Origin of the sequence: Sphingomonas cellulosilytica, from assembly GCF_052321755.1 — a bacterium.
In the GTDB taxonomy this organism is placed as follows: Bacteria; Pseudomonadota; Alphaproteobacteria; order Sphingomonadales; family Sphingomonadaceae; genus Sphingomonas.
In genome coordinates this window covers 60,596-87,316 of sequence record NZ_JBQRTT010000004.1, presented here as the reverse complement: position 1 = coordinate 87,316, position 26,721 = coordinate 60,596, and the positions used below count along the sequence as shown (strand labels likewise).

Here is a 26,721-nt window from a genome sequence, read left to right as displayed (position 1 = left end):
CCGGGCCTTTAACGTCTTCAGCCATCTTCGTTTCTTTGTCGGCGCCAGGCATTGCGCAGCCGGAACGAAACGGCCCAATCGAACATTTCATCCCCGGCATTCATGCTCAGGAGGTTCTATGCGTAAGGTTCTCGGATTGGTCGTCGTGGCAGGTGCGCTGATGGTCAGCGCGTGCAACACCGTCGAAGGCGTCGGCAAGGACGTGAGCTCGGCCGGCAAGACCGTCGCGAAGACCGCCGACGACGCCAAGTAAAACGGGCGCAGCCCGATCGGCTGAACGAAAAAGGCCTCGCTCTCCATCGAGAGCGAGGCCTTTTTTTCGTGTTCACCCTCCGTGGCTTCAGGCCTCGACGATGTCGGTGCCGGCTTCCTTGGACCGCTTGCGCTCGGTGAACCAGATGCCGATGATTGCCAGCTCGTACAGCACGATCAGCGGCACCGCGAGCAGCACCTGGCTCATCAGGTCGGGCGGGGTCAGCACCGCGGCGATCGCCGTCGCGCCGACGATCGCGTAGCGGCGCGCCCCGATCAGCTGCTTGCGCGTCACGATGCCCGCCCGCTCCAGCAGCATCAGCAGCACCGGCAGCAGGAAGGCGAGACCGAAGGCGAACAGGAACTGCATGACGAACGACAGGTAGTTGCCGATGCCCGGCAACGCCTCCTGCTGCACCCCGCCGATATTCCCCTGAAAGCTCAGCAGGAAGTGCAGCGCCATGGGGATGGCCATGTAATAGGCCAGCGCCGCGCCGGCGACGAAGAGGATGGGCGTCGCCAGCAGGAACGGCAGCAGCGCGCGCTTCTCCTTGCGGTACAGGCCCGGCGCGACGAACTGCCACAGCTGGTTGGCGATCACCGGAAACGCGATCATCATCGCCGCGAAGAACGCGACCTTCACCTTGACGAAAAACGCCTCGAAGATCTGCGTGTAGATCAGCGTCTTCTGCCCCGCCGATAGCAGCGGCTGGACGAGGAAAGCGAAAATATTCTCGGCGAAATAATAGCTGACGCCGAACGCCACGATGAGCGCGGCGATGCAGTACAGCAGCCGCCGACGCAATTCGATCAGGTGATCCAGCAACGGCGCCCGGCTGGCGTCGATCTCGTTCTGGTCGTCGGTCATGACGGCGTACTATCGGGGCGCGGTGCGGGGTGATGCTCGGGGGCCGGCGCGACGACGGGCTTCTCCACCATCACCGGTGGTGCCTCGTCCTCGGCCGGCACCGGTTCGGCTGCAGCCTGCGACTCCGCATCCGACGTGGCGGGATGTTCGGCCATGATGCGCGCATTCTCCGCGGCCCAGCGCTTCTCCATCTCCTCCAACTCGGCCTCGCGGACCATGTTGTCGAAGCCCTGGCGGAAGGAGCGCGCGACGCCGCGCGCCTTGCCGACCCAATAGCCGACGACACGCATGGCTTTCGGCAGGTCCTTGGGCCCGATCACCACCAGCGCCACGAAGGCGACCAGCAGGAATTCGGACGGCGCGATATCGAGCACGCGGGCGCCTTCTGATCGTCAGGCGTTAACGGTCGTCGCCGATGCTATCGCGCACGCGATTGCCATCGCGATCGAAGGCCGGATCGGCGGTCTTCTTGGCTTCGATGCGCGGCGCGGGCTTGGCGGACGCGTCGTCCTCCTCGGCCATGCCCTTCTTGAAGTTCTTCACGCCCTTGGCGACGTCGCCCATCAGGTTCGAGAAGCGACCGCCACCGAGCAGCAGGATCGCGACGACGGCGAGGACGAGCAGATGGATCGGGCTGAAGCTGCCCATGGCATATCTCCTAGAATACCGTCCCATCTAGTCGGTATCGCCGTCGGTTTCCACCTCCAAAGCTGTCATCGTCATGTCCACCGGATCGAGCAGCCCGGCGACCCGCAGGTCGTCGATTCCCGGCAGGTCCCGGCGGCTGGCCAGGCCGAAGTGCGCGAGGAAACCCGGCGTCGTCGCATAGGTCAGCGGCCGCCCCGGCACCTCGCGGCGACCGGCCGGACGAACCCAGCCGGCCTCCATCAGCACGTCGAGCGTGCCCTTGCCCGTCTGCACGCCGCGGATCGCCTCGATCTCGGCGCGGGTGACGGGTTCGTGATAGGCGATAATTGCCAGCGTCTCGATCCCCGCCCGACTCAGCCGCCGCACCTCTTCGCGATTCCGCCGCAACAGATGCGCGAGGTCCGGTGCGGTTTCGAAATGCCAGCGGTCGCCGCGGCAGACGAGGGCGATGCCCCTGCCCGCATAATCCTCCACCAGCCGCGCCAGCGCGGCGCGGACGTCGACCCCGCCGACATGCGCGCGGATCGAATCGATCGTGAGCGGCTCGGCGGCCGCAAACAACACCGCCTCCACCGCCCGCACGCCGTCGTCCGGCGGGGTCACCGCAGCGCCTTCACGTACAAGGGCGCGAACGGGGCATGCTGGCGCAGTTCCACCCGCCCCTGCTTGGCGAGTTCGAGCGCCGCGAGGAACGACGATGCCAGCGCGGACTTGCGCAACCGCCCCGATCCGTCGGGCAGGAAACTCTCCAGCACCGACCAGTCGATCCGCGTGCCGACCAGCCGCGAAACGCGCTCCAGCGCCGCCTCCAGCGTCATCACCTCCCGGTCGGCGACGACGTGCATCACCGGCCGATTGCGGGCGTTGATCTGTCCGTAAGCGGCGATCAGGTCGTAGATCTCCGCCTGCCATTGCGATCGGCGCAACGTCCGCAAACCTTCCGGATTCGGGCGGGCGAACACGTCGCGCCCCAGCCGGTCCCGCGCCATCAAGCGTGCACCGGCTTCCCGCATCGCCGCAAGCCGTTCCAGCCGGCGTTGCAGGCGCATCGCCATCTCCTCGGGATCTGGCTCATCCTCTGCGGCGCGGGGCAGCAACAGCGCCGACTTCAGGTAGGCGAGCCATGCCGCCATCACCAGATAATCGGCCGCCACCTCCAGCGCGAGCGTCTGCCGCTGGTGGATATAGCGGAGATATTGCTCGACCAGCGCCAGGATGGAGATATGACGCAGATCCACCTTCTGCGCGCGAGCCAGCGTCAACAGCAGGTCGAGCGGCCCTTCCCAACCCTCCAGATCGAGCGTCAGTTGTTCGGGTTGCGACACCGTCAGGCGAGGGCGAGGAATGCATCGCGGCGCGCGACGAGATCCGCGAAATCGCCTTGCGGCGCGCCGCGGCCGGCCATGGCCCGATCGAGCCGCGCGCGGGAGGCATCGGCGATCGTCCCGAGCGCTGCGGCGATCGCCACCATCTCGTCCATGCGTGCCCAGCAGTCGAGCACGAGGTCGCAACCGGCGGCGATCGCCCCGGCCGCTTTCTCTGCCGCGGTTCCCGACAGGGCCTTCATGTCGATATCGTCGGTCATCAGCAGTCCGTCGAAGCCGATGGCGCCCCGGATCACGCTGTCGATGACGATCGGCGAGAGCGTCGCCGGACGCGCGCGATCCCATGCCTCGAACACGATGTGCGAGGTCATGCCCATCGGCGCATGCGCCAGCGTGCGGAACGGTTCGAGATCGATCGCGAGGTCTTCCGCGCTTGCGGTGACGGTGGGCAGCAGGTGATGGCTGTCCACCTGCGCGCGGCCGTGGCCGGGCATGTGCTTGACCACACCGACCACGCCGCCTTCTGCCAGCCCTTCCAGCATCGCGCGGCCCAGCGCGGCGACCTGCATCGGCTCGCCGCCATAGGCGCGGCATGCGACCGCCTCCGTCGTGTCGGGCTGCGCCACGTCGAGCAGCGGCGCGCAATCGACGGTAATCCCGACCTCCGCCAGCATCAGCCCCAGCGCCTGACCGTTGGCCCGCATCGCCTGGATCGCGGACATCGGCGCCCGCTCGTAGAGCGCGGCGAACGCGGGGCCGGCAGGAAAGGCGGGCCATTCCGGCGGCCCCATCCGGGCGACACGCCCGCCTTCCTGATCGATCAGGATCGGCAGGTCGTCGCGCCCCGACAGATCGCGCAGCGAGTCGGTCAGCGCACGCACCTGTTCACGATCGCGGATGTTGCGCTTGAACAGGATGTAGCCGGCCGGCTCCGCGTCGGCGAAGAAGGCGCGTTCGTCGGGGGTAAGCGCAAGGCCGGCGGTGCCGAAGATGACAGGCTTCATACCGCCGGATTAGAGCATGATGGCGTGGCTGGAAACGGCTTAGGCCGGCGGCATCACGATCGGAAAGCCCCGGCGCCCCCTCAACTCGCGACGAAGCAGCTTTCGCCCGCGACGCGGAGGCGACCGCAGATGTCGGCGGCCTGATTGGCGCTGCCGGCGTTGACGCGTAGGCGGTACAGGGTGCGACCACCGGTGGCGACCGGCTGGATCGACTGGCCGAGCGGCGCGAGATAGCTGAACCGCTTGGCGAAACCGGCCCAGGACGACTTGGCGACCGCTTCGCTCGGATAGGCGCCGAGCTGGACGAGCGCGCCGCCGCTGGCGGCACCCGGCGCGGCACTGCGCTGGACGGTGACCGGCTGCGCCGCGACGAGGCGACCGCCCGAGGCCGGCACCTGCGCGACGGCGTTGCTGCCGCCGGTCGACGAGGGCTTGGCGGTCGGCACGACACGGCGGCCGTCGATCGGCTTTTCCGGCACCGCGTTGAGGTCGATCGAGCCGCTGCCCGATTTGCCGGCGCTGGTCGCGATGGCGGCATCGCCCTCGCCCTTCACCTTCAGGCCGCCGGGATCGTCCGGCCGCACCTTGTAGTCGCCCTGTTGCGCGGCGATCAGCTGGCCATCGGCGCTCTGCCGCGTCTGCAGCTTGTAGATGCCGAAGATGATCGCGGCGAGCGCGGCGAGGCCGAGCACGACGAAGCCCAGGACCTTGCCGACGGGCGCACCGCGTTCCTCGTCCGGCTCGACGGTTTCGAGCCAAGGCAGGCGATCCTCTTCGCGCAGATCCCTGTCGTCCGCCATCACTTCATCTCCGAAACCGCAACCACGCCCATGATGCTGAGCCCGTTACGGATAATCTGCGCGATCGCGGTCGCCAAGAACAGACGCGCACGAGTCGCATCATGATCCTCGACGATCAGGAAACGCCGGTCCGGCCGATCGTTACCGACATTCCATTGCGCATGAAAGGCCGCAGCCAGGTCATAGAGATAAAATGCAATTCTATGCGGTTCACGCGCCGTTGCCGCAGTTTCGACCACCCGCGGGAACTGGGCGGCGAGCTTCACCAGCGCCAGTTCCTCCGTATCAAGCCGGGACAAGTCGGCACCCCCTGCGGCAATGCCCGCCTCGGCGGCACGCCGGTGGAGAGAGGAGATGCGGGCGTGGGCGTATTGGACGTAGAATACGGGATTGTCCTTCGACGCCTCGACCACTTTGGCGAAATCGAAGTCCATTTGCGCGTCGGAACGCCGGGTCAGCATGGTGAAGCGGACCACGTCCTTGCCGACCTCACGCACCACATCGGCAAGCGTCACGAAGTTGCCGGCTCGCTTCGACATCTTCACCGGCTCGCCGCCACGCAGCAGCCGCACCATCTGGACGAGCTTGACGTCGAACCGCGTCTTGCCGCCGGTCAGCGCGGCGACGGCGGCGACGATACGCTTGACGGTGCCGGCATGGTCGGCGCCCCAGATATCGATCAGCTGGTCGGCGGACTGGCTCTTCTGGAAATGGTAGGCGAGGTCCGCGCCGAAATAGGTCCATTGGCCGTTCGACTTCCTGATCGGCCGATCCTGATCGTCTCCGAAGGCGGTGGAGCGGAACAGCGGCAGCTCGACGGGCTCCCAGTCCTCGGGCGACTCGCCCTTGGGCGCTTCGAGCACGCCGTCATAGACGAGGCCGCGCGCGCGCAATTCCGCCTCGGCCGCCTCGGGCTTGCCCGCCGCCTGCAATTCCGCTTCCGACGAGAACAGGTCGTGGTGGATGCCGAGGAGTGCGAGGTCGTCCTTGATCATCACCAGCATCGCCGCGACGGCACGGGTGCGGAACAACGCCAGCCATTCGCTCTCCGGTGCAGCGACGTAGCGATCGCCGAACTCGGCAGCGAGGGCGGCGCCGACCGGCGCCAGATAGTCGCCGGGGTACAGCCCCTCCGGAATGGCGACGCTCTCACCCAACGCTTCGCGGTAGCGCAGGTGCACCGAGCGGGCGAGCACGTCGACCTGCCCACCGGCGTCGTTGACGTAATATTCGCGGATCACCCGGTGCCCGGCGAATTCGAGCAGGCTGGCGAGCGCGTCGCCGACCACCGCGCCGCGGCAATGGCCCATATGCATCGGGCCGGTCGGGTTGGCGGAGACATATTCGACGTTGACGGTGACGCCCTCGCCCAGCGTCGAGCGACCGTAGGCATCGCCCGCCGCGGTGATCTGCGCCAGCTCGCCGCGCCATGCGGCGTCGGTCAGCGTCAGGTTGATGAAGCCCGGACCGGCGACGCCGACGCCCGCCACCTCGTCGAGCTTGCCCAGTTCCGCGGCCAGCGCCTCGGCGAGCGCGCGCGGATTGGTGCCGGCCGGCTTGGCGAGCACCATCGCCGCGTTGGTCGCGAGGTCGCCGTGGGAGGCATCGCGCGGCGGCTCGACGGTGACGTTGCGGCGGTCGAGCCCTTCCGGCAGCGTGCCGGCGGCGACCAGCGTATCGAGAGCCGTCGCGACATGCGCGGCAAAGCGGGTGTAAAGCGTCATCAGCGTCCGTTCGGCAAAGGCGCCGCGCTCTAACGCAAGACGGGGGCCGGTTCAAATCAGGCGCGCATCAGCCCCTCGATCGCCGCGGTCTTTGCGCTTGCCGGGAACAAGGCCGCCATCGCCCGCGCCGGATCGACGGCGAAATGCTCCGCCACCGCGCCGCCGATCAGCGCGTCGAGCGGCGTGGTCGGCTTGAGATCGCGCGCCTCGTAGAGGTTCGCCTGGGCAAGGCCCGGCCAATCGGCCATGACGCGGCCACCCTTCACGGCTCCACCGAGCAGCATCGTCGCCGTGCCGGTGCCATGGTCGGTACCGTTGGTGCCGTTGACCGCGACGGTGCGGCCGAATTCGGTCGCGACCAGCACCAGGGTATCGTCCCACACCGGGCCGAGGCCCGCCTGCAACGCGCAGATCATGGCGTCGAGCGCCTTCAGCTGCGCCGCCAGCCGGCCGCGCTGGCCGGCATGCGTGTCCCAGCCGCCGGTTTCGATCGTCGCGATCCGCGCGCCATTGGCGGGGCGCAACAGCCTTGCAGCGAGCGTACCGGTGTTGCGCGCGTCCTTGTCGACAAGGTCGCCGGTCAGCTGGCGGGTGGCGAGCGCCTCGTCCCACAAGGCGTGGAGTTGCGCATCGCCCTGGTACAATTGCGTGACGCGGGCGAGCAGGTCGTCGGACGCCTGGGGCAATGCCGAAGGGGCGTAGCTCGCCACCTCGCGCCGGCCGCGTAGCGCCATGGGCACCGTCGCCGCCACCGCGATGGCATGCGCATCCTCGCTCGGCACCAGCCCGAGCAGCCGGTTCATCCAGCCGTCGCGCAACTGGTAGGCGCTGACCCCGCCCGTCTCCAGCACGTTCTGGCCGTCGAAATGCGACCGGTCGCGATAGGGCGAGGCGACGGCATGGGCGAACAAGGCCTGCCCCTGCCTGAACAAGCCGGCGGTGGTGGCAAGCGCAGGGTGCAGCGCGAACATAGCGTCGAGCTTCGTTCCCGCCGCGACATCGGCGGCGAGGTCACCGCGCGCGCCGACGAAGGCCGGATCGCCGACCGGCCCGACGATGCCGAGTCCGTCGGCCGCGCCACGCTGGATGATGAAGACGAAGCGCCGCGCCGTCGCGGCTTTGGCGAACGCGAGCCTGGGGGCGAAGCCGCCGAGCACGCCGAGCGTGCCCGCCCCGCGCAGGAAGGATCGACGGTCCATCACTATCTCCGCATCATTTCGGGCGAGACGAGCAGCAGCGCCAGCGCCTGGTTCGGGCTTTCGGCGCGTTGCAGCGCCTGCGTGGTGCCCGCCGACACCGCCTCGGGGAACAGGCGATCGGCGAGCGCGCGGGCGTCGGTGCCTGCCGTCGCACGCGCGGCAAAGCGCTGTGCCGCCTCGACCCGGCGCATCACCGCATCGGGCCCCGCCCAACTGGGGGCGGTATCGTCCCAGCCGATCGGCTGCCCCGGCTTCCAGACCGGCTGGCCGAGCTGGTTCATCAAGCCCTGCGCCGAAGCCGGCTGGAAGGCACTGCCTCCCAGCGCGCGCCAGGCGGATACCGACCATTCCCACGGCGTCTTGAACTTGACCGGTTGCGGCACCCACGCTTCCGGCGAGGCGATCAGCGCGGCATAGACCGTCGGCAGATCGCCGCCCGAGTGGCGGAAGGCTCCTTCCAGCCGTGCCACCATCGCCGGCGGCGGCGTATCGCCGGCGAAATGCCGGGCCAGCTTGGTCGCGACGTGATGCGCGGTCGCCGGATGGACCGCGAAGTCGGCGAGCACCGCATCAGCCTGCTCGCGGCCGCCGGCCGGATAGGTCTTGCCGAGGATCGTGCGGGCGCCCGGCTCGTGCACCTGATCGACGAAGACGAAGCTGCCGGGCGGCGCTGCGCTCGAAAAGCGCCCCGCCGGCCCGCCGCCGATGCCGCCGACCGTCCAGCCGGTCATCGCACGCGCGAATTCGGTCACGTCGCTCTGGCTGTAGCCGGTGCGCACGCCCAAGGTGTGGAGCTCCATGATCTCCCGCGCCAGATTTTCGTTGAGGCCGACCTTGCGCTGCCCCCGCGCGGTGATCCGCGCGCCAAGGGGGCTGGCAGGCCCGATCGACACCGACTGATCGAGATACAGCAGCATCGCCGGATGCCGCTCCACCGCGAACAGCATGTCGCTGAACCGCCCCGTCAGATGCGGGCGGATCGCCTCCATCTCCAGCGTACCGGCGAGGCCGTTAAGCTCTGCCTTGTCGGCAGACACGGCGAAATGGTTGGCCCAGAAATGCACCAGCCGTTCGGCGAACGGCGTGTCGCTCGCCACCGCCAGCTGCGCACGTGCGGCGATCAGCGCATTATAGTCCTCGCGGTTGAGCTTCCTGGCAGCGGGGTTGGGCGGATCGCCGTTGGGCAGCGGCGTCTTTGCGACCTGGGGCATAGCCGGTGCCGCCGTCATGGCAGGTGCCATCGTCGCATCGCCCCCCGCCGACGCCGCCTTCTGCATCCGGTTCATCCGCCGCTCGGCGCGATAGGCGAGGATGTCGAGCGCCACGGTGGCGCTGCTCGGCGCGGCGTCGAGCGCCGGGGGATGCGGCTGATAGCGTGTCAACTGCTCCGCCAGCCAGCGGCGCGGATTGGCAGGCGGTGGATCACCGGGCCGGGCACCAAGCCCGAATCGGTTCAACGCGACGGCAGCTTCGGACACAGGACGCTCCTCTCTCTCCCGGAACGCCACCGGCTATAAGCCGGGATTGCAAGGACATCATGAGGATGCGGACCTGAACGGGTGATGACCCGCGGTCCGCCCGGCTCAAGTCCTCTTGGCCTACGGCTGAGCGACATTCGACCTGCCCTCGCCAGGGCACGGCTATCGCATATGGCGATGATGGCTGGCGGCTTCGGGAAGGGGCATGCCATCCCGATATTCTTCGTCACCCCGGACTTGGTCCGGGGTCCACCGTGCGGCAAAACCAACAGCGTATGGGTATGCGGCGCGGTGGATGCCGGACCGAGTCCGGCATGACGGGGGATTGAAGAACATCCCCGGATCGGACAGCCCCTATGCGACAGCCCGGCCTGGCGGGGCAGGATGAAGGAGGAGCCCTCATCTTGAAGGTCGATCGGCCCTAGAACCCCTCGGGCAGGTCGATCGGACCGACGATTTCGCGATAGCGGGCGATGGCGTAGCGGTCGGTCATGCCGGCGATGAAGTCGGCGATGTGGCGGCTGCGGCCAGGTTCGTCGGCGGGAACGTCCTCCGCCCAGTCGGCGCTCATCAGGCGGGGATCGGCGCGATAGGCGGCAAACAGGCCGCTGACGATGCCGTGCGCCGCGTCCGCCGCGGCGAGCTGGCGCGGGTGATGATAGAGATTGGCGTACATGAAGCGCTTGAGGTCGCGCTCCTCCTCGCGCATCTGCGGCGAGAACCCGCACAGCGCCTGCCCCGCCTGCCGCACGTCGTCGGCGCTGGCGACGCCGGAGGCGGCGATGCGACGGCGCGTCTCCTCGATCAGGTCGTTGACCATGGTGCCGATCTGGCTGCGCACCAGTTCGCTCGCGAGGCGCTTGGGCGCGACATCGGGGAAGCGCACGCACGCCCCTTCCCAGCCACGCGCGACGATCGGCACCGCGAGCAACTGGTCGAGCGTCAGCAGCCCGGCCCGCAACCCGTCATCGATATCGTGATTGTCGTAGGCGATATCGTCCGCGATCGCAGCGACTTGCGCTTCGAGGCTCGCATGGCTCGCAAGATCGAGGGGGAAGGCCGCATCCGCCTCGCGCAGCGCCCAGCCGGGATGGCGCACCGGCCCGTTGTGCTTGGCCAGCCCCTCCAGCGTTTCCCATGTCAGGTTGAGCCCGTTCCAGCGCGGATAGGGCCGCTCGATATGGGTCAGCGTGCGCAGCGTATGCCCGTTGTGGTCGAAGCCGCCCGCATCGGCGAGCGCCGCCTTCAGCGCATCCTCCCCGGCATGGCCGAAGGGCGGGTGGCCGATGTCATGCGCGAGGCAGAGCGCCTCGGTCAGGTCCTCGTTCAGGCCGAGCACCCGCGCGATCGTACGGCCGATCTGCGCCACCTCGAGGCTGTGGGTCAGGCGGACGCGGAAATGGTCGCCGTCCGGCGCCATGAACACCTGCGTCTTGTGGCGCAGCCGGCGGAAGCTGATCGAATGGATGATCCGATCACGATCGCGCTGGAAATCGTCCCGCGGGCCGCGGACGACGGCGCCCGCGCCGCCCGTCCGCTCTTCGTGGAGCCGGCCCCTGCTCGATCCCGGGTCGGAGGCCCAGGGTGCGCGGGCGGTCACTTGGCGGGCAGCTTCGTCACGACCTGTCCCGCCTCACTGGTGAAGGCGAAGGCGGGAACGCCTGCCTTGGCGAGCTGGTTGACGAAGGCGCGCGCCTCCGCGTCGGTCTTGAACGGGCCGGTCAGCACGCGGTTGGTGGCGCGCAGCGGCGTCGTCCAGCCAGGGCGGCTGCCGAACACCTCGGGCGCCTTGGCCTTCATGATCGCATAGGCCTTGGGCAACCCGCCCTCGTACGCACCGCCGGCGACCTGCACCCAGATCCGTTCCGGATTGGCGCGGGCGGCCTTCTTTTCCTCGGCCGCGGCCTTGGCCTCCGCCAGCTTCTCCGCATCGGCAAGCTTCTTGGCGGCCAGCGCCTTCTTGTCCGCGGCGGCCTTGCGGTCGGCGGCGCGCTTGTCGGCGGCGGCCTTGGCGGCGAGCGCCTTTTCGGCGGCGGCATCGCGCTCTTCCTTCGCCTTCGCTTCGGCGATGACGCGCGCGGCGGTGTCCGGGGCGGGCGCCGCGACCACGGGCGCCGGACGTGCCGGCTCGACGACGCCGAGTTCCGAGGCAGGGATGGTCAGGCCGGCGACGATGCGTGCGAGGACCGAATCGGCCTCCGAGCGCGACGGCGGTGCGGTGAAGGAGGATGCGGGTGCAGCCGCCACGGTCGGTGCGGGCGGCACTGCCGGCTCCACCGCCGCGGTGGCGAAGCCGGGCGCCGGCACCACCGCAGCGGTCACCGCCGACGCAACGCGGGTCGGTTCCGGTGCGGGCGTCGTAACGGCGGTTGCGGGCAGCGGCTGGACGGTCGCTGCGGCCACGGCGGCGCGCGGCGGGGCGGTCGGCACCACCGCCGCGGTGACGGGTTCCTTGGCTACGGGGAGCGGCTGGACGACCGGCGCAGCGCTGGCGAAGGTCACGCCGGGCGCGCGCACCTCGGTCGGCACCGGCTGGACGCGGGCGAGTGCGGCGGTCGCGGCCTGATACGACGGCGCTGCGGCGGCGCGGGCGGTGTTGGCCGCCACCGCCACGGCAGGCGCGGCCTCCTCGCGACCCCGCCGCGTGCGGCCGCGGCGCCGGTCGGGTTGCGCCGGCTGGACCGCGGCGAGCGCCACCGGTGCCGCTTCGGGTGCCAGCTGCGGCAGGACGGGGGCGAGCCGCGCATCCGCCAGCCGCTCGGGCGTCGCGCGCACTTCGCCGAAGTGCACGGCAAAGGCCCGGTCCACTGCGCCGAGCGTCGGCAGCCGCCGGAAAAACGGTTGCAGCCCCTGCGCCATCCCGGTGGGCAGCATGGTGGTGGCGATCTTTTCCGCCCCCGCCTGATCGCCGCCCATCGCCAGCACGAACGCGCGGATGCGCCAGGCGCTGCGGTCGTTCTTGCGGAGCAGCGGATCGAGCTGTTCCAGCGCCGCCTCGCGCTTGCCCGAAATCCCGAGGGACAAGGCGTAGCGACGGATCGTCTCGTCGTCCGGCCTGGTTTTCAGCGCGAGACGATAATCGCGTTGCGCCCGCTCCTGCTGCCCGACCAGGTCATAGGCCAGCCCGCGATCGGCAGCGACGGGGCGGATGTCGAAGCCCGCCGCCTCGGCCTGCGCGAAATAGCGCAGCGCCTCGCCCGGTCGTTCGGAGCGGACCAGGATCGCCCCTTCCCCCGCCTTGATCCGCGGGTCGTTCGGCGCGACCTTTTCGGCGCGGGCGTAGAGCGACGCGGCGCCGCTGAGATCACCGAGCGACAGCGACAGGTCGGCAGCGGTCAGCAGCGCGGTGACGTCGCGCGGGTTGGCCGCGACCGCCCGCATCTGTTCGGCGAGCCGATCGGCATCGGTGGTGCCGGGCAGCGGTTGCACCACCTCCTGCGCGGCAAGAGCGGCGGGCGCGCAGGCGAGCGCCAGGACAGCGGGGATCAAGAGACGCATGGGAGTAACGACGATCTTAGAGCGGAGCGACCCTGAACCGGCAATGTCCGCTCCGCCGCGGCGCGGTGAACGGAGGCTGGCCGGCGACGAAGGAGAGGCGGTCACACTGTGTGTCGTGATCCAGGGCCTCTCGTCACCCCGGCGAACGCCGGGATGACGAAGGGGAGGTCAGAGCCGAAGCCGCCGGGCCTACGGCTCTGGCCTGACGGGCCGTGCTTACTGGTTGTTCTGGCGGTGCAGGAAACGGGGGATGTCGATCGGGTCCTTGGCATCGCCCGCGCCCTCGTCGCGCGCCGGGCCGCGTGCGGCGTTGGACATACGCTCGAACAAGGTGCCGCCCAGCTTGACGCGCGGCTGCGGCGCGGCGTCGGGTGCGGCGGCGGTGTCGCTGCCCGGCGCGATCCACGGACGGCGGCCGGCTTCCGGAGCCGGGGCCGGGGCGCGCGGTGCGGCGGCGGCGGGCTCTTCGGCATAGGCGCGAGGCTGCTGCGGAACGATCGTCTCGGCACCCAGCACCAGTTCGTCATCCGCCGCGTCGGCGCTATCGCCCTTCACCGCATCGGCCGCATCGAGGTCGAGCGGCGCGGGGTCGGCGGTGGCCGGCGCAGTGAAGGACACCGATGGCGCCGGCGCGGAAGCAGGCGCAGCGTCCGACGCAGCGGCGGCCGGCGTGCTCGGACGGAACGAGGTGCTGTCGTCGGTCTTGCGGCCGGTGCCGAAGCTGAACGAACGCGCCGCCTCGGGCGCCGGTGCCGGCACGCCGGGCTTCGCGTCCGAATCGATGCCGGTGGCGACCACCGACACGCGGATGCGGCCTTCCAGCTCCGGGTTGAATGCCGAGCCCCAGATGATGTTGGCGTCGGGATCGACCAGGTCGCGGATGTGGTTCGCCGCCTCGTCCACCTCGAGCAGGCGCATGTCGTCGCCGCCGGTGATCGAGATGATGACGCCCTTCGCGCCCTGCATGCTGACGCCGTCGAGCAGCGGGTTGGCGATCGCCTTCTGCGCCGCCTCCAGCGCGCGGTTGTCGCCGGACGCCTCGCCGGTGCCCATCATCGCCTTGCCCATTTCCTGCATCACCGAACGGACGTCGGCGAAGTCGAGGTTGATGAGGCCGGGCATGACCATCAGGTCGGTGATGCCGCGCACGCCCTGCTGCAGCACCTCGTCCGCCATTTCGAACGCTTCCTTGAAGGTCGTGTTCGCATTGGCGATCAGGAAGAGGTTCTGGTTGGGGATGACGATCAGCGTATCGACATACTTCTGCAGTTCCTCGATGCCGCCGTCGGCGCTCTTGGCGCGACGGTTGCCCTCGAAGCTGAACGGCTTGGTGACCACGCCGACGGTCAGGATGCCCATGTCGCGCGCGGCCTTGGCGATGACGGGCGCCGCGCCGGTGCCGGTGCCGCCGCCCATGCCGGCGGCGATGAAGCACATGTGCGCGCCCTCGAGCCGCTTGGCAAGATCGTCGATCGTCTCTTCGGCCGCCGCACGGCCGATCTCGGGCCGCGATCCGGCACCGAGCCCTTGCGTGATCTTCGCGCCGAGCTGGATGCGCTGCGGCGCGATCGACGATTTCAGCGCCTGCGCGTCGGTGTTGGCGACGAGGAAGTCGACGCCCTGCACGTCGGCGCGCATCATGTTGGCGATGGCGTTGCCGCCCGCGCCGCCGACGCCGATGACCGCGATGCGCGGGGTCAGTTCGTCGACCTCCGGAGTGATGAATTCGATGCTCATGACCTGACTTTCTCCGCCCCTGCCCGGACCGACACCCGGAAAAACGCGCCGGGACCCTGATTAACCTTTTGCCTCAACGAATCACGCGGTTCCACGAAAAAAGCGCGTGAGCCACCACCAAAGCTCAATAATTCGCCCGAGCCGCCTGAATCAGCTTGCGAACCATGCCCATGCCCTTCTGCCGATGGACCGTGGTCTGCTGCGGCGCCACCCCGCGCAAATCGATCGGATCGGCCGCAGCATAGAAAGCGAGCCCCGCCAAGGTCGCGAACGCCGGGCCGCCATGCGCTTCGGGCAGAGCGGTCAAACCGCGCGGCCGGCCGATGCGCACCGAACGACCGAGCGCCTGCTGCGCGTAATCGGCGATACCCTTCAATTCCGCACCGCCGCCGGTCAGCACCACCTGGCGCCCGACCGGCCCTTCGAACTTGAGATGACTCAAGGCCTTACGGATCTCATCCATCTGATGTTCGAGCCGCTGGCGGACGATGCCGATCAGCTGCGCCTTGGTGATCTGCATGCCGCCATGCACGTCGTCTTCGGCGGCGATCGGCATCACCGGGATCATCTCGTGATTGTCGCGCGGGGACGCATTGGCCGAACCGTGGAAGCACTTCATCCGCTCCGCCTGGGCGCGGCGGGTGCCGAAGGCGCTGGCGATGTCGTCGGTGATGTCCTGGCCGCCCATCGGGATCGAGCATAGCCCGACCAGCATGCCGCCGGCGAACAGCGACACATTGGTGATCCCCGCCCCCATCTCGACCAGCGCGACGCCCAGTTCGCGCTCTTCTTCGCTGAGGCAGGCAAGGCCGGTCGCCACCGGCGCGGCGATGATCGACTTCACCTCCAGATGCGCGGAGCGGACGCACAGGTCGAGGTTGCGCACCGGCGACCCATCCGCGGCGACGACGTGGATATGCACGCCGAGCCGGTCGGCGTGCAGGCCGAGCGGCTTCTTGACCCCGGTGAGGCCATCGAGCGTGTAGAGCGCGGGCTGCGCGTGCAGCACCATCCGCCCCTGCGGGTCGATCGAATTGCGCCCGGCCGCGAGCAGCGCGTCGATATCCTGCTGCTCGACGCGGTGGCCGCCCAGCTCGAACTCGACCTCGGCGACGTCGCTGACGAGGCCGCCGGCGGAAAAGCCGACCCAGACGTTCTCGATGTTGATGCCGGCGATGCGTTCGGCCTGCTCCACCGCTTCGCGCACCGCCGCTTCGGTGGCGCCCATGTCGGCGATATAGCCGCGCTTGACGCCGCGGCTCTCACGCTGGCCGGTGCCGAGCACGATCAATTCGCCGCCATCGCCTTTTTGCGCGATCATCGCCGACACCTTTGACGATCCGATGTCGAGCGCGGTTATCAGCCCTTCGGGCGCGACCTTTGCCATTATCCCTCTGCCCCCGTTGCCCCGCCGTCGGTCGTTGCCGGCGGCGTGGTGGTTTCGCTCGGGTCCGGCACGTTATGCGCCATGCTCGCCCCCGGCTTGCGCGCGACCAGTTTGGCGGGATCGCGCATGTCGAAGCGCATCCAGCCCCGTCCGAGCAGCGGCCGCGACCCGTCCAGCTCGGCGAACTTGAGCAGCGCCGCCGGCGCGCCATCCTCGGGCAGCGCCAGCGTCTCGCCGCTGTCGAAGGTGAGATCCCAGCGGCGGTTGCCGATCCACGTCGCCGCCTTGACCCGCGGTTTCAGCGCCGGCGCGGCGGCGAGCAGCGCCTGATAGCCCGCCTCCTGCCGGTCCGCTCCCGGACCGATCACCAGCGGCAGGTCGGGGATCGCCTCCGGCCGCACCGGCTCCAGCAGCACGCCGTTCTTGTCGATCAGCGTCAGCTGGCCGTTGTCCTGCCACACCGCCGCCGGCGTCCGCTCGACGATATCGACCAGCAGCGTATCGGGCAGCCGGCGCGAGACATGCGCATCGGCGATCCAGCCATAGCGCAGCAGCTTCTGGCGCACCGCCTCCAGATCGACGAGGGGCATCGCGCGACTCTGCTGATCCAGCGCGACGGCATAGACGCTCATCCGGTCCATCCGCTTGAGGCCTGTCACCTCGATCTGCTCGACGCGGAATCCCGCCGCGCCCGCTCCTTCGGCGATGGCGGTGCCGATCATGCCGGGGATGCCGATCCAGGTCAGCGCCGCCAGTGCCACGGCGATCCCGCCGCCGGTGATCGTCCAGGTCGCCGCCTTGCGGATCGTATCCTCGCTGACCGGCAGCGCCGCGATCCCGCGTTCGAACAGCCCGACCTTGCGCACCGGCTGCTTGCGCCGCGCGCCCGGCCGCTTGGGCGGCGGCCCGCGCTTGATCGTGCGGCTCATCCCGCGCGCGCCCGTGCGTCGGCGAGAGCCTCGTCAACAATCGCCTGGACCAGTTCGGGATAGCTCATCCCGATATGTTTCGCCTGTTCGGGGACGAGGCTCAAGGGCGTCATGCCCGGCTGGGTGTTGACCTCCAGCAGGAACAGTCCGTCGACGCCGCGCTCGTCGTCCCAGCGGAAATCGGAGCGGCTGGCGCCCTTGCAGCCGAGCAGGCGATGCGCCTCCAGCGCCAGCCGCTTGCAGGCGTCGGCGATCGCGTCGGGGATGTCGGCCGGGCAGACGTGTTCGGTCAGGCCGTCGGTGTATTTGGCGTCGAAATCATACCAGCCGTTTCTGGGCTTCAACTCGGTCACGCCGAGCGCCCGGTCGCCCAGCACCGCCGTGGTCAGCTCGCGTCCGCGCACATAGGGCTCGGCCAGCAGTTCGTCGAACTCTTGCCACGGCCCCTTCACGTCGCGCCCGATCGGGTTGCCGTAATTGCCGTCGTCCGTGACGATAGCGACGCCGACCGACGAGCCTTCGTTGATCGGTTTCAGCACATAGGGGCGCTGCAAGGGATCGCGCTCGTGGATATCGGCGGACTTGACGATGCGGCCACCCGGCATCGGCACGCCGGCCGGGACCAGCACCTGCTTGGTCAACACCTTGTCGATCGCGATCACCGACGTGGCGAGGCCCGAATGCGTATAGGGGATGCCCATCAGGTCGAGCATGCCCTGCACGCTGCCGTCCTCGCCGGGCGAGCCGTGGAGGGCGTTGAAGACGAGATCGGGCTGCGCCTCGGCCAGCCGCGCGGCGACGTCGCGGCCCATGTCGATCCGGGTGACGCGATGGCCGAGCGATTCGAGCGCATCGGCACAGCCGTTGCCCGACATGAGCGAAACGGGACGTTCGGCGGACCAGCCGCCCATGAGGACCGCGATGTGGAGGGTCATAGCTCCCCTCCCGCTTGCGGGAGGGGCTGGGGGAGGGCCTGATTAGAAGCAACGTCGCCTGCGGACAGGCCCTCCCCTATCCCCTCTCGCGAGCGGGAGGGGAACTCACCCACCCGCTGGATTTCCCATTCCAGCGTCACACCCGCATGCGCCTTCACTCTGTCTCGCACCTCTTCGCCCAGCGCCTCGATGTCCGCAGCGCTCGCGCCGCCGAGGTTGAGCAGGAAATTACAATGTTTCTCCGATACCTGCGCCTCGCCACGACGCAAGCCGCGACAGCCGGCGGCATCCACCAGCGCCCAGGCCTTGTGGCCGGGCGGGTTCTTGAAGGTCGAGCCGCCGGTCTTGGAGCGCAAGGGCTGCGAGGCCTCGCGCTCCGCGGCGATCCGGTCCATCTCCGCGCCGATCGCCGCGGGTTCGGCGGGATGGCCGCGGAAGGTCGCGGCGATCACCACCGCCCCTGCGGGCAGTTCGCTGTGGCGATAGGTATAGCCGAGATCGGCGAGGCTCAGCGTGCGCCGCTCGCCCGAACGCAGCACCACGTCGCATTCGACCAGCACGTCCTTGACCTCGCGGCCGTAGGCACCGCCGTTCATCCGTACGAAGCCGCCGACCGTGCCGGGAATCGAGCGCAGGAATTCGACGCCGCCGATGCCCGCATCGCGCGCGGTCGAGGACACGAGGATGCCGCTCGCGCCGCCGCCGCAGCGCAGCGTGGTCGCATCGAGCCGCTGGACCTGCGCAAACGCCTTGCCGAGCCGCACCACCACGCCCGGCACGCCGCCGTCGCGGACGATCAGGTTCGATCCCAGCCCCAGCGCCATCACCGGCACCGCCGGATCGAGGCCGCGCAGGAACTCGGCAAGGTCGTCGGCGTCCTTGGGCTCGAACAGCCACTGCGCCGCCCCGCCCGCCTTGAACCAGACGAGCGGCGCCAACGGCGCGCCTTCGGTCAGCCGGCCGCGAACATCGGGGAGGCGATCGATCACCCCATTCCCTACCACGGCCCGACGCCCCACAATCGCGTCCACGCCTGGAAAGCGGCGAGATTCGCCTCCGCGGCCTTGCGCGTCGCCTCCTGCGCCTGGACCATGGCCTCGCCGGCGCCGACCGCGTGGCCGCCCGCCTCCAGCGATTTGCGTTGCGCGTCGAGCATCTGCTTCTGGAGCTTCAGGCTCGCATCGAACCAGTCGTTCATCGCCGCTCTCCGATCGCGGCGGCGAGGCCCGCCGCCCATTTGGTGATATCGCCCGCACCCAGGCAGACGATCATGTCGTCGGGCTGGATCGTCGCGGCGAGTTCGTCGGCGAGGGCCTCGGCGTCGGCGACAGTCGCCGCCGAACGGTGGCCGCGGCGCTTCAATCCATCGACCAGCGCTTGCGCATCGACGCCCTCGATCGGCGCCTCGCCGGCGGCATAGACCGGCGTCACCAGCACGCGATCGGCGTCGTTGAACGCGGTCTGGAACTCCTCCATCAGATTGCCGAGTCGCGAATAGCGGTGCGGCTGGACGACGGCGATCACCCGGCCTTTCGCGCCCTCACGCGCGGCGGCGAGTACGGCGCGGATTTCGACCGGATGGTGGCCGTAGTCGTCGATGACGGTGGCACCGGCCACCTCGCCGACCTTGGTGAAGCGCCGCTTGACGCCGCCGAACGCCGAGAAGCCCTGCTGGATCGTCGCATCCGGAATGCCGAGTTCGAGCGCCACGCCGATCGCGGCGAGCGCGTTCTGGACGTTGTGCCGGCCGGGCATCGGCAATTCGATGCCCTCGATCGAGCGCGTCGTACCGTCGCGCTCGCGAACGATACATTCGAAGCGGTTACCGCCCGGCACCGGTGTGACGTTGACGCCGCGGATGTCCGCCTGCGCCGAGAAGCCATAGGTGACGACACGGCGGTCGCGCACCCGCGGCAGGACGTTCTGCACCTCGGGATGATCGAGGCAGAGCAAGGCCGCGCCGTAGAAGGGCACGTTCTCGACGAATTCGACGAAGGCGTCCTTCACCGCGTCGAAGCTGCCGTAATGGTCGAGATGTTCGGGATCGATGTTGGTGACGACCGCGATCGTGCCGTCTAGGCGCAGGAAGCTGCCGTCGCTCTCGTCGGCCTCCACCACCATCCAGTCGCTGGCACCGAGGCGGGCGTTGGAGCCGTAGCTGTTGATGATGCCGCCATTGATGACCGTGGGATCGATCCCGCCGGCATCGAGCAGCGCCGCGACCATCGAGGTCGTCGTGGTCTTGCCGTGCGTGCCGGCGACCGCCACCGTCTGCTTGAGGCGCATCAGCTCGGCGAGCATCTCGGCGCGGCGCACCACCGGGATGCGCCGCTCCAGCGCCGCCTCGACCTCCGGATTGGAGCGCGTGATCGCGGTGGAGGTGACGACCACTGCCGCCTCGGCGACATTGGCGGCGGCATGGCCGATGGTGACCGCGATGCCCTTGTCGCGCAGGCCCTGCACGACATAGCCTTCGGCGACATCCGATCCCTGCACGGTATAGCCGAGGTTCTTCATCACCTCCGCGATGCCGGACATGCCGATGCCGCCGATGCCGACGAAATGGATCGGCCCGATGTCGGTCGCGACGCCGCGGATCATAACGATCCTCCCCGGGACGGGGAGGTGGCAGCCGTCAGGCTGACGGAGGGGCAGCCAAGCAGGACCAGCGTGCGGGGCTGCCCCTCCACCACCGACCTCCGGTCGGCGGTCCCCCTCCCCGTGCCGGGGAGGATGTGTGCTTCCCCCCTCATGCGTAGGCCGCCTTGCGCACCGGCTTGCCCACCGGCAGCCGCGAAACCGGCGCATCCAGGCTCTCGACGAGGTCGGCAAGGTCGCGCACCGCGTTCGGGCGGCCGACGCTCTTGGCGCGGACCGCGGCATTTTCGAGCGCGGCGGGGTCCAGCCCCAGTTTCTGCATCTGCTTGGCAAGCTCCACGGCGGTGAATTCGGGCTGCGGGATGGTGCGCGCACCGCCCGCCCTGGTGATCTCGCGCGCGTTGGCGGTCTGGTGGTCGTCGGTCGCCGACGGCAGCGGCACCAGGATCACCGGGCGGCCCGCCGCGGTCAGCTCGGCGATGGTCGATGCGCCGGCGCGGGCGATGACCAGATGCGCCCAGGCGAGCTGTTCGGGCATGTCGGGCAGATAGGTGGCAAGCTCCGCCGGGATCTGGTGCTCGGCATATTGCGCGCGCACCGCGTCGATATCTTCGATCCGCGCCTGATGCGTCACCTGCAGCCGGCGGCGGAAGGTGACCGGCAGCATGGCAAGCCCATCCGGCACCACCTGGCTGAGCACGCTCGCGCCCTGGCTGCCGCCGGTGACGAGGACGCGGAAGATCCCGTCCTCCTCGAGCAGCGGATAGGGACGCGTGCGCAGCGCGAGCACCGCCTCGCGCACCGGATTGCCGACGAGGTGGACCTTGCGCTCGTGCTTGGCGGCGAGCCGTTCGGTCAGCGTGTAGGAGGTGGCGATCGCGCCCACCCGTCCCGCGACGAGGCGGTTGACCCGGCCGAGCACCGCATTCTGCTCATGCACCGCGGTGGGGATCTTGTCGGCGAAGGCGGCGAGCAGCGCCGGGAACGCGGGATAGCCGCCGAAGCCGATCACCGCGGCGGGCTTGAAGGTGCGATAGAGTTCGCGCGCCATCGCCCGGCCGCGCCACATCTCGCGCATCGCGCTCGCCCAGCCCTGCGGCTTCTTCACCTGGAAGCGGCCGGCGGGCAGGACGTGGGTCTGCACGTTGTCGAACAGGCCGGGGAAGCGCACGCCGCGTGCGTCGCTGACCAGCGCGACGCGATGGCCGCGCCGGGTCAGCTCCTCCGCCAGCGCCGCTGCGGGGACCATATGTCCGCCCGTGCCGCCGGCGGCGAGGACGTAATGCTTGCTCAATTCGAACCCCATCTCACCACATAGGGACTGCGCGTCAGAAACGGATTGCGCCGCGTGAAGGCGAGCAGCAACCCCATGCCGATCGACAGCGCGATCATCGACGATCCGCCATAGCTGATGAACGGCAGCGTCATGCCCTTGGACGGCGCCAGCCCGGTATTGACCGCCATCGACACCAGCGCCTGCGCGCCGAACTGCACGGCGAGACCGCTGGCGGCCAACAGCTTGAATTCGTCCTGCTCGTCGAGCAGCTTGACGAACACGCGCACGACGATGGCGAGGAAGACCAGCGCGATGATCGCGCAGGCGATCAGCCCGAATTCCTCGCCGATCACGGAAAAGATATAGTCGGTATGCGCCTCCGGCAGGCCGAATTTGGCGGTGCCGCCGCCGGGGCCGGTGCCGGTCCAGCCGCCGCTGGTGATCGTCGCATGCGCCGCGTTGGTCTGGAAATGGTCGCTCGCGCCCTCCCCCTCGACGCCGGGGAAGAGAAAGGCGTCGATGCGGTTACGCGCCGTGCCGTAGAACATATAGGCCGCGACGAGCCCGACCGGCACCATGCCGACGATCGCGCCGAGCACGCGCATCGGCGTTCCCGCGATCATCAGCAGCGCCATCCACACGGTGCAGAAGATCACCGTCTGGCCGAAATCGGGCTGCAGCATCAGCAGCACCGCGATCAGCCCGGTCATCGCGCCGGTGATGAGCACCGTCGGCAATTCCGGGTCCTTCGCCTTCAACGACAGCAGCCACGCGACGGTTACGATGAACAGCGGCTTGAGGAATTCGGACGGCTGGAACGAGGCGAAGCCATAGCCGATCCAGCGCCGCGCGCCGTTGATGCTGTTGCCGACGAAGGGCGTCAGCGCGAGACAGGCGATCAGCACGGCCGCGCCGACCAATGCCAGCCGCCGCGCCAGCGGCACCGGCAGCATCGACACGCCGAACAGGACCGGCAGCGACACGCCGACCCAGATCAGCTGCCGCCAGAAATAATAGAGGGGCGTGAATTTGTGATGCTCGCCGGAATAGCGCACCGCGGTCGCCGGGCTCGCCGCCGCGACCGCGATTAGGCCGATCGCGATCAGGAACAGCGTCAGCAGCAGCAGCATCCGGTCGATATCCCAGAACCAGGTGCCGAGCGGCGAGCGGTCACCCCGCCCGCCGCGGCGCTTGACCTTGGCGATCAGCGTGTCGCGATCCTGCACCGGCACGCCGGTGTCCGTCCGTGTCGCCATCAGCCCAGTGCCTCCACCGCCGCGCGGAACGCGGCGCCGCGCTCCTCGTAATCGCGGAACTGGTCGAAGCTAGCACAGGCCGGCGACAACAGCACGACCTCTCCGGGCCTGGCGGCAGCGGCGGCGGCCCGGACGGCGCTGGCGAGGTCACCGCTCTGCTCGACGTGCGGGACCTTGCCGGTCAGCAGGTCGGCGAACAGCGCACCCGCTTCGCCGATCGTGTAGGCGGCGGCGATCCGATCGAAATAGGGCGCGCACGCGTCGAGGTCGTCGCCCTTGCGCTTGCCGCCGACGATCCAGTGGATGCGGTCGAAGGCGCCCAGGGCCGGGGCGGCGCTCTCGGGATTGGTTGCCTTGCTGTCGTCGACGAAGGTGACGCCGTTGCGCGTCGCCACGGTCTGCATGCGGTGCGGCAGGCCGGTGAAGCTGGCGAGGCCGCGATCGATGTCCGCCTCCGCGACACCCAGCGCCTTGACGACGGCGATGGCGGCGAGCGCGTTCTGGGCATTGTGCGGCCCTTGCAACGCCGGCCAGCGCGACTGGTCCATGCACACGCCCGGCGCGATCTTGGTGAGGCGCTCGCCACGGGCCGACAGGCCCCGCGCGATCTGCGCCGAGGGCGTGTCGCCGATGCCGACGATCGCGTCGTGCTCCGCCGATTGCATCGCGAACAGCCGCGCCTTGGAGGCGGCATAGGCCTCGAACCCGTCGTAGCGGTCGAGATGGTCGGGCGTGACGTTGAGCAGCACCGCGACATCGCAGTCGAGGCTTTGGGTGAGATCGATCTGGTAGCTCGACAGTTCGAGCACGTAGACGCCGCCGTCGGGCAAGGGCGCCTGCTCCAGGATCGGCAGCCCGATATTGCCGCCCATCAGCGTCGGCAGGCCTGCGGTCTGGAGGATGTGGTGGACCAGCGCGGTCGTCGTCGACTTGCCGTTGGTGCCGGTGATGCCGACCACCTTGTGCGGTGGCAGCGCGGCACGGGCCTGCGCGAACAGTTCGATATCGCCGATCACCGGCACCCCCGCCTCGCGCGCTCGGGCGACGATCGGATGCGTATTGAGCGGCACGCCGGGCGAGACGACGAGGCCGGCCGCGCCGGTGAGATCGAGTTCGGCGATGTCGTGGACGATCACGCCGTCGACCTGCCCCGCCCGCCCGCGCGCGGCGGGGTCGCTGTCCCAGGCCACGACGTACGCACCCGCCGCAGCGAGCGCCCGCACGGTGGCGAGGCCGGAGCGTGCGAGCCCCAGCACCGCGTAGCGTTGCCCTTTCCAGGCGGCCGAGACGATCACCGCAGCTTCAACGTCGAGAGGCCGGCGAGCGCCAGCACCAGGCTGATGATCCAGAAGCGGATGACGACCGTCGGCTCGCTCCACCCCAATTGCTCGAAATGGTGGTGGATCGGCGCCATGCGGAAGATGCGCTTGCCGGTGCGCTTGTAGAAGAACACCTGGATGATGACGCTGAGCGCCTCCACCACGAACAGGCCGCCGACGATGCCGAGCACGATCTCGTGGTGCGCGACCACCGCGATCGTGCCGAGCGCACCGCCCAGGGCGAGGCTGCCGGTATCGCCCATGAACACCGCGGCGGGCGGCGCATTGAACCACAGGAAGGCAAGGCCGGCGCCGATCACCGCGCCGCAGAAGATCGCGAGTTCGCCCGCGCCCGGCACGTGCGGGATGCCGAGGTAGGTCGCGAACTTCACGTTGCCCGCCAGATAGACGATCAGCATGAAGGCGACGCTGGCGATGATAACCGGCATCGTCGCCAGCCCGTCGAGCCCGTCGGTGAGGTTCACCGCATTGCCGAAGGCGACGATGGTGAAGGCCGCGAACACCGGAAAGAAATAGCCGAGGTCGAGGTACAGGCGATCGGTGAATGGCAGGTACAGGTGCGGCCCGTTCTGCCCCATGATAATCCATGAGGCGATGCCGGCGATGGCGAATTCGAGCAGCAGGCGCGTGCGGCCGGAGACGCCGGCGGTGCTCGCCTTGCGCACCTTGTCGTAATCGTCGAGGAACCCGATCGCGCCGAAGCCCAATGTCACGAACAGGCATGCCCAGACGTAGGGGTTGGCGAGATCCATCCAGATCAGGATCGACAGCGCCATGGCGGTGAGGATCATCAGCCCGCCCATCGTCGGCGTGCCGCGCTTGGCGAGGTGCGTCTGCGGGCCATCGGCACGGATCGGCTGCCCCTTGCCCTGGCGGACACGCAGCCAGCCGATGAAGCGGGGGCCGATGATGAGGCCGATCAGCAGCGCGGTCGCCACCGCCGCACCCGTCCGGAAGGACTGGTAGCGGATGAGGTTCAGCAATCCGGTGAAGCCCAGATGCTCGGCGATCCAGTACAGCATTTACGTTTTGACCCCCATGCGATCACCGATCGCATCACCTGCGCCCCGGAGCCCTGCGACGATCCGCGACAGCCCGACCCCGTTCGACCCTTTGACGAGCACCGCGTCCCCGGCGCGGGCCAGGTCTTTCAGCCGGCCGAGCGCTGTCGCAGCGTCGGCCACATGCATGACTTCGATGCGTCCCTCAAGGGCTTGCGCCAGTGGCGCCATCGCTTCGCCGACGAGCAGCGCCGTTTCGACGTTTGCAGCGAGGATCGGTTCGGCAAGCCCGGCATGATAATCGGGCGAGGCATCGCCCAGTTCGCGCATCTCCCCGAGCACGGCGAGGTGGCGGCCCGGCTCCTCCGCCAGCACGGCAAGCGTCGCGCGCATCGAGGCGGGGTTGGCGTTGTAGCTTTCGTCGATCACCAGCATGTCGCCGCCGGCTGCGGGCGCCATGAACCGCAGCCCCCTCCCCGCGAGGCCGCCCATCTCGGCCAGCGCAAGGCCGGCCCGTGCGAGGTCGCCGCCCGCCGCCTCGACCGCCGCCAGCACGGCGAGCGCGTTGGATACCCAATGCATGCCCGGCTGCGACAGGGTGAAGGACAATTCGCGCTCCCCCAGCTTCGCCGTCACGAAGGAGGCGCCGGAGGGCAGCCGCATCGCCTCCACGGCGCGCACGTCCGCACCTTTGCGCAGGCCGAAGGTCACGGTGCGGCCGGCATACGGGGCGGCGGCGGCGATCAGCCGGTCGCGGTGCGGGCTGTCGAAGGGGACGATCGCCGTCCCGCCGGGCTCAAGGCCCTGGAAGATTTCGCCTTTGGCGTCGGCGATGGCGCTTTCGTCGGGGAAGAAGGCGGTATGTGCCGGCGCGATAGCGGTGACGATGGCGATATGCGGGCGGACGATGCGGGTCAGCGCGGCGAGTTCGCCGGGATGGTTCATCCCCATCTCGAACACGCCGACCCGTGTGTCGCGCGGCATGCGGGCGAGGCTGAGCGGTACGCCGGTGTGGTTGTTGTAGCTCTTGACCGAACGGTGCACCTCACCCGGCAGCGACCGGTCGAGCGCGGCGAACAGCGCCTCCTTGGCGCTGGTCTTGCCGACCGATCCGGTGACGCCGATCACCGTGCCCGCCATCCGCGCCCGCGCCGCGCGACCGAGGTCGTTCAGCGCCGCGAAGGTCTCGGCGACGCGGACGTGCGGATGGGGCGTGTCGACGGAGACGATCGCCCCGGCCGCACCTTGCGCGAATGCCTGGGGCAGGAAGCGGTGGCCATCGGTGCTCTCCCCGGTCAGCGCGACGAACAGGTCGCCCGGCCCGACCTCGCGGCTGTCGAAGGCGACGCCGGTGGCGGCGAAATCGGCGGAGGCGATGCCGTAGGTCGCAGCGGCGATCTCGCCTGCGGTCCAGAGCATCCTACATCCTCCCCGGCACGGGGAGGGATACCAGCCACAGGCTGGTG

At 69.3% G+C, this 26,721-nt stretch carries 25 protein-coding genes; 1 reads left to right on the top strand and 24 read right to left on the bottom strand.

Annotated features, from left to right (window positions below; all coding sequences use genetic code 11):
* Positions 1-118 precede the first annotated feature (118 nt).
* A complete protein-coding gene (locus ACTZQ5_RS07845; RefSeq protein WP_443584616.1) occupies positions 119-253 on the top strand; it encodes an entericidin A/B family lipoprotein in 135 nt (44 codons plus the stop codon).
* An 87-nt stretch (positions 254-340) separates the two neighbouring features.
* Here ACTZQ5_RS07845 and tatC read toward each other — a convergent pair whose 3' ends face one another.
* The 24 genes from tatC to ACTZQ5_RS07725 all read right to left on the bottom strand — a co-directional run bounded on the left by tatC (position 341) and on the right by ACTZQ5_RS07725 (position 26,674).
* Positions 341-1,120, bottom strand: coding sequence for a twin-arginine translocase subunit TatC (gene tatC / locus ACTZQ5_RS07840; RefSeq protein WP_443584615.1), 780 nt, complete (start codon positions 1,118-1,120; stop codon positions 341-343).
* Positions 1,117-1,494, bottom strand: coding sequence for a Sec-independent protein translocase protein TatB (gene tatB, locus ACTZQ5_RS07835; protein WP_443584614.1), 378 nt, complete (start codon positions 1,492-1,494; stop codon positions 1,117-1,119). Before tatB ends, tatC begins: the two co-directional genes overlap by 4 nt.
* A 25-nt stretch (positions 1,495-1,519) precedes the next feature.
* Positions 1,520-1,768, bottom strand: a complete 249-nt coding sequence (locus tag ACTZQ5_RS07830; RefSeq protein WP_443584613.1) for a Sec-independent protein translocase subunit TatA — start codon at positions 1,766-1,768, stop codon at positions 1,520-1,522.
* A gap of 27 nt (positions 1,769-1,795) precedes the next feature.
* Positions 1,796-2,371 (bottom strand): SMC-Scp complex subunit ScpB, encoded by a 576-nt coding sequence (gene scpB / locus ACTZQ5_RS07825; protein ID WP_443584612.1) that lies wholly within the window; start codon positions 2,369-2,371, stop codon positions 1,796-1,798.
* Positions 2,368-3,093, bottom strand: a complete 726-nt coding sequence (locus ACTZQ5_RS07820) for a segregation and condensation protein A (RefSeq protein ID WP_443584611.1) — start codon at positions 3,091-3,093, stop codon at positions 2,368-2,370. Before ACTZQ5_RS07820 ends, scpB begins: the two co-directional genes overlap by 4 nt.
* Positions 3,094-3,095: 2 nt before the next feature.
* On the bottom strand, positions 3,096-4,097 hold the full coding sequence (locus ACTZQ5_RS07815; protein WP_443584610.1) for a glycoside hydrolase family 3 N-terminal domain-containing protein: 1,002 nt from the start codon (positions 4,095-4,097) through the stop codon (positions 3,096-3,098).
* Between the two features lie 80 nt (positions 4,098-4,177).
* The gene (locus ACTZQ5_RS07810) at positions 4,178-4,897 is read right to left on the bottom strand and encodes an SPOR domain-containing protein (RefSeq protein WP_443584609.1); all 720 of its coding nucleotides are present in this window, start codon (positions 4,895-4,897) and stop codon (positions 4,178-4,180) included.
* Positions 4,897-6,621, bottom strand: a complete 1,725-nt coding sequence (gene argS / locus ACTZQ5_RS07805; protein WP_443584608.1) for an arginine--tRNA ligase — start codon at positions 6,619-6,621, stop codon at positions 4,897-4,899. Before argS ends, ACTZQ5_RS07810 begins: the two co-directional genes overlap by 1 nt.
* A gap of 56 nt (positions 6,622-6,677) precedes the next feature.
* Positions 6,678-7,820, bottom strand: a complete 1,143-nt coding sequence (locus ACTZQ5_RS07800; RefSeq protein WP_443584607.1) for a DUF1501 domain-containing protein — start codon at positions 7,818-7,820, stop codon at positions 6,678-6,680.
* 2 nt (positions 7,821-7,822) lie between these two features.
* On the bottom strand, positions 7,823-9,298 hold the full coding sequence (locus tag ACTZQ5_RS07795) for a DUF1800 domain-containing protein (protein ID WP_443584606.1): 1,476 nt from the start codon (positions 9,296-9,298) through the stop codon (positions 7,823-7,825).
* A gap of 421 nt (positions 9,299-9,719) precedes the next feature.
* Entirely contained in the window at positions 9,720-10,898 is a 1,179-nt protein-coding gene (locus tag ACTZQ5_RS07790) for a deoxyguanosinetriphosphate triphosphohydrolase (protein WP_443584605.1), read from the bottom strand.
* Entirely contained in the window at positions 10,895-12,796 is a 1,902-nt protein-coding gene (locus ACTZQ5_RS07785; RefSeq protein WP_443584604.1) for an SPOR domain-containing protein, read from the bottom strand. Before ACTZQ5_RS07785 ends, ACTZQ5_RS07790 begins: the two co-directional genes overlap by 4 nt.
* A gap of 216 nt (positions 12,797-13,012) precedes the next feature.
* Positions 13,013-14,533 carry a cell division protein FtsZ gene (gene ftsZ / locus ACTZQ5_RS07780; protein WP_443584603.1) on the bottom strand — a complete coding sequence of 507 codons (1,521 nt, stop codon included), beginning with the start codon at positions 14,531-14,533 and terminating at the stop codon, positions 13,013-13,015.
* A gap of 124 nt (positions 14,534-14,657) precedes the next feature.
* Entirely contained in the window at positions 14,658-15,920 is a 1,263-nt protein-coding gene (ftsA, locus tag ACTZQ5_RS07775; protein WP_443584602.1) for a cell division protein FtsA, read from the bottom strand.
* A complete protein-coding gene (locus tag ACTZQ5_RS07770; protein ID WP_443584601.1) occupies positions 15,920-16,849 on the bottom strand; it encodes a cell division protein FtsQ/DivIB in 930 nt (309 codons plus the stop codon). The genes ftsA and ACTZQ5_RS07770 overlap by 1 nt, the downstream gene beginning before the upstream one ends.
* Entirely contained in the window at positions 16,846-17,784 is a 939-nt protein-coding gene (locus ACTZQ5_RS07765) for a D-alanine--D-alanine ligase (protein WP_443584600.1), read from the bottom strand. Before ACTZQ5_RS07765 ends, ACTZQ5_RS07770 begins: the two co-directional genes overlap by 4 nt.
* A complete protein-coding gene (murB, locus tag ACTZQ5_RS07760; RefSeq protein WP_443584916.1) occupies positions 17,781-18,770 on the bottom strand; it encodes a UDP-N-acetylmuramate dehydrogenase in 990 nt (329 codons plus the stop codon). Before murB ends, ACTZQ5_RS07765 begins: the two co-directional genes overlap by 4 nt.
* Positions 18,771-18,781: 11 nt before the next feature.
* On the bottom strand, positions 18,782-18,982 hold the full coding sequence (locus ACTZQ5_RS07755) for a hypothetical protein (RefSeq protein WP_443584599.1): 201 nt from the start codon (positions 18,980-18,982) through the stop codon (positions 18,782-18,784).
* Positions 18,979-20,382 (bottom strand): UDP-N-acetylmuramate--L-alanine ligase, encoded by a 1,404-nt coding sequence (gene murC, locus ACTZQ5_RS07750; protein WP_443584915.1) that lies wholly within the window; start codon positions 20,380-20,382, stop codon positions 18,979-18,981. Before murC ends, ACTZQ5_RS07755 begins: the two co-directional genes overlap by 4 nt.
* Positions 20,383-20,533: 151 nt before the next feature.
* Entirely contained in the window at positions 20,534-21,688 is a 1,155-nt protein-coding gene (murG, locus tag ACTZQ5_RS07745; protein WP_443584598.1) for an undecaprenyldiphospho-muramoylpentapeptide beta-N-acetylglucosaminyltransferase, read from the bottom strand.
* Complete coding sequence (locus ACTZQ5_RS07740; RefSeq protein ID WP_443584597.1) at positions 21,673-22,914, bottom strand: FtsW/RodA/SpoVE family cell cycle protein; 1,242 nt, start codon at positions 22,912-22,914, stop codon at positions 21,673-21,675. The genes murG and ACTZQ5_RS07740 overlap by 16 nt, the downstream gene beginning before the upstream one ends.
* Positions 22,914-24,209 (bottom strand): UDP-N-acetylmuramoyl-L-alanine--D-glutamate ligase, encoded by a 1,296-nt coding sequence (murD, locus tag ACTZQ5_RS07735; protein ID WP_443584596.1) that lies wholly within the window; start codon positions 24,207-24,209, stop codon positions 22,914-22,916. Before murD ends, ACTZQ5_RS07740 begins: the two co-directional genes overlap by 1 nt.
* Complete coding sequence (gene mraY / locus ACTZQ5_RS07730) at positions 24,206-25,276, bottom strand: phospho-N-acetylmuramoyl-pentapeptide-transferase (RefSeq protein WP_443584595.1); 1,071 nt, start codon at positions 25,274-25,276, stop codon at positions 24,206-24,208. Before mraY ends, murD begins: the two co-directional genes overlap by 4 nt.
* Positions 25,277-26,674, bottom strand: a complete 1,398-nt coding sequence (locus tag ACTZQ5_RS07725) for a UDP-N-acetylmuramoyl-tripeptide--D-alanyl-D-alanine ligase (RefSeq protein WP_443584594.1) — start codon at positions 26,672-26,674, stop codon at positions 25,277-25,279.
* Between the last annotated feature and the right edge of the window lie 47 nt (positions 26,675-26,721).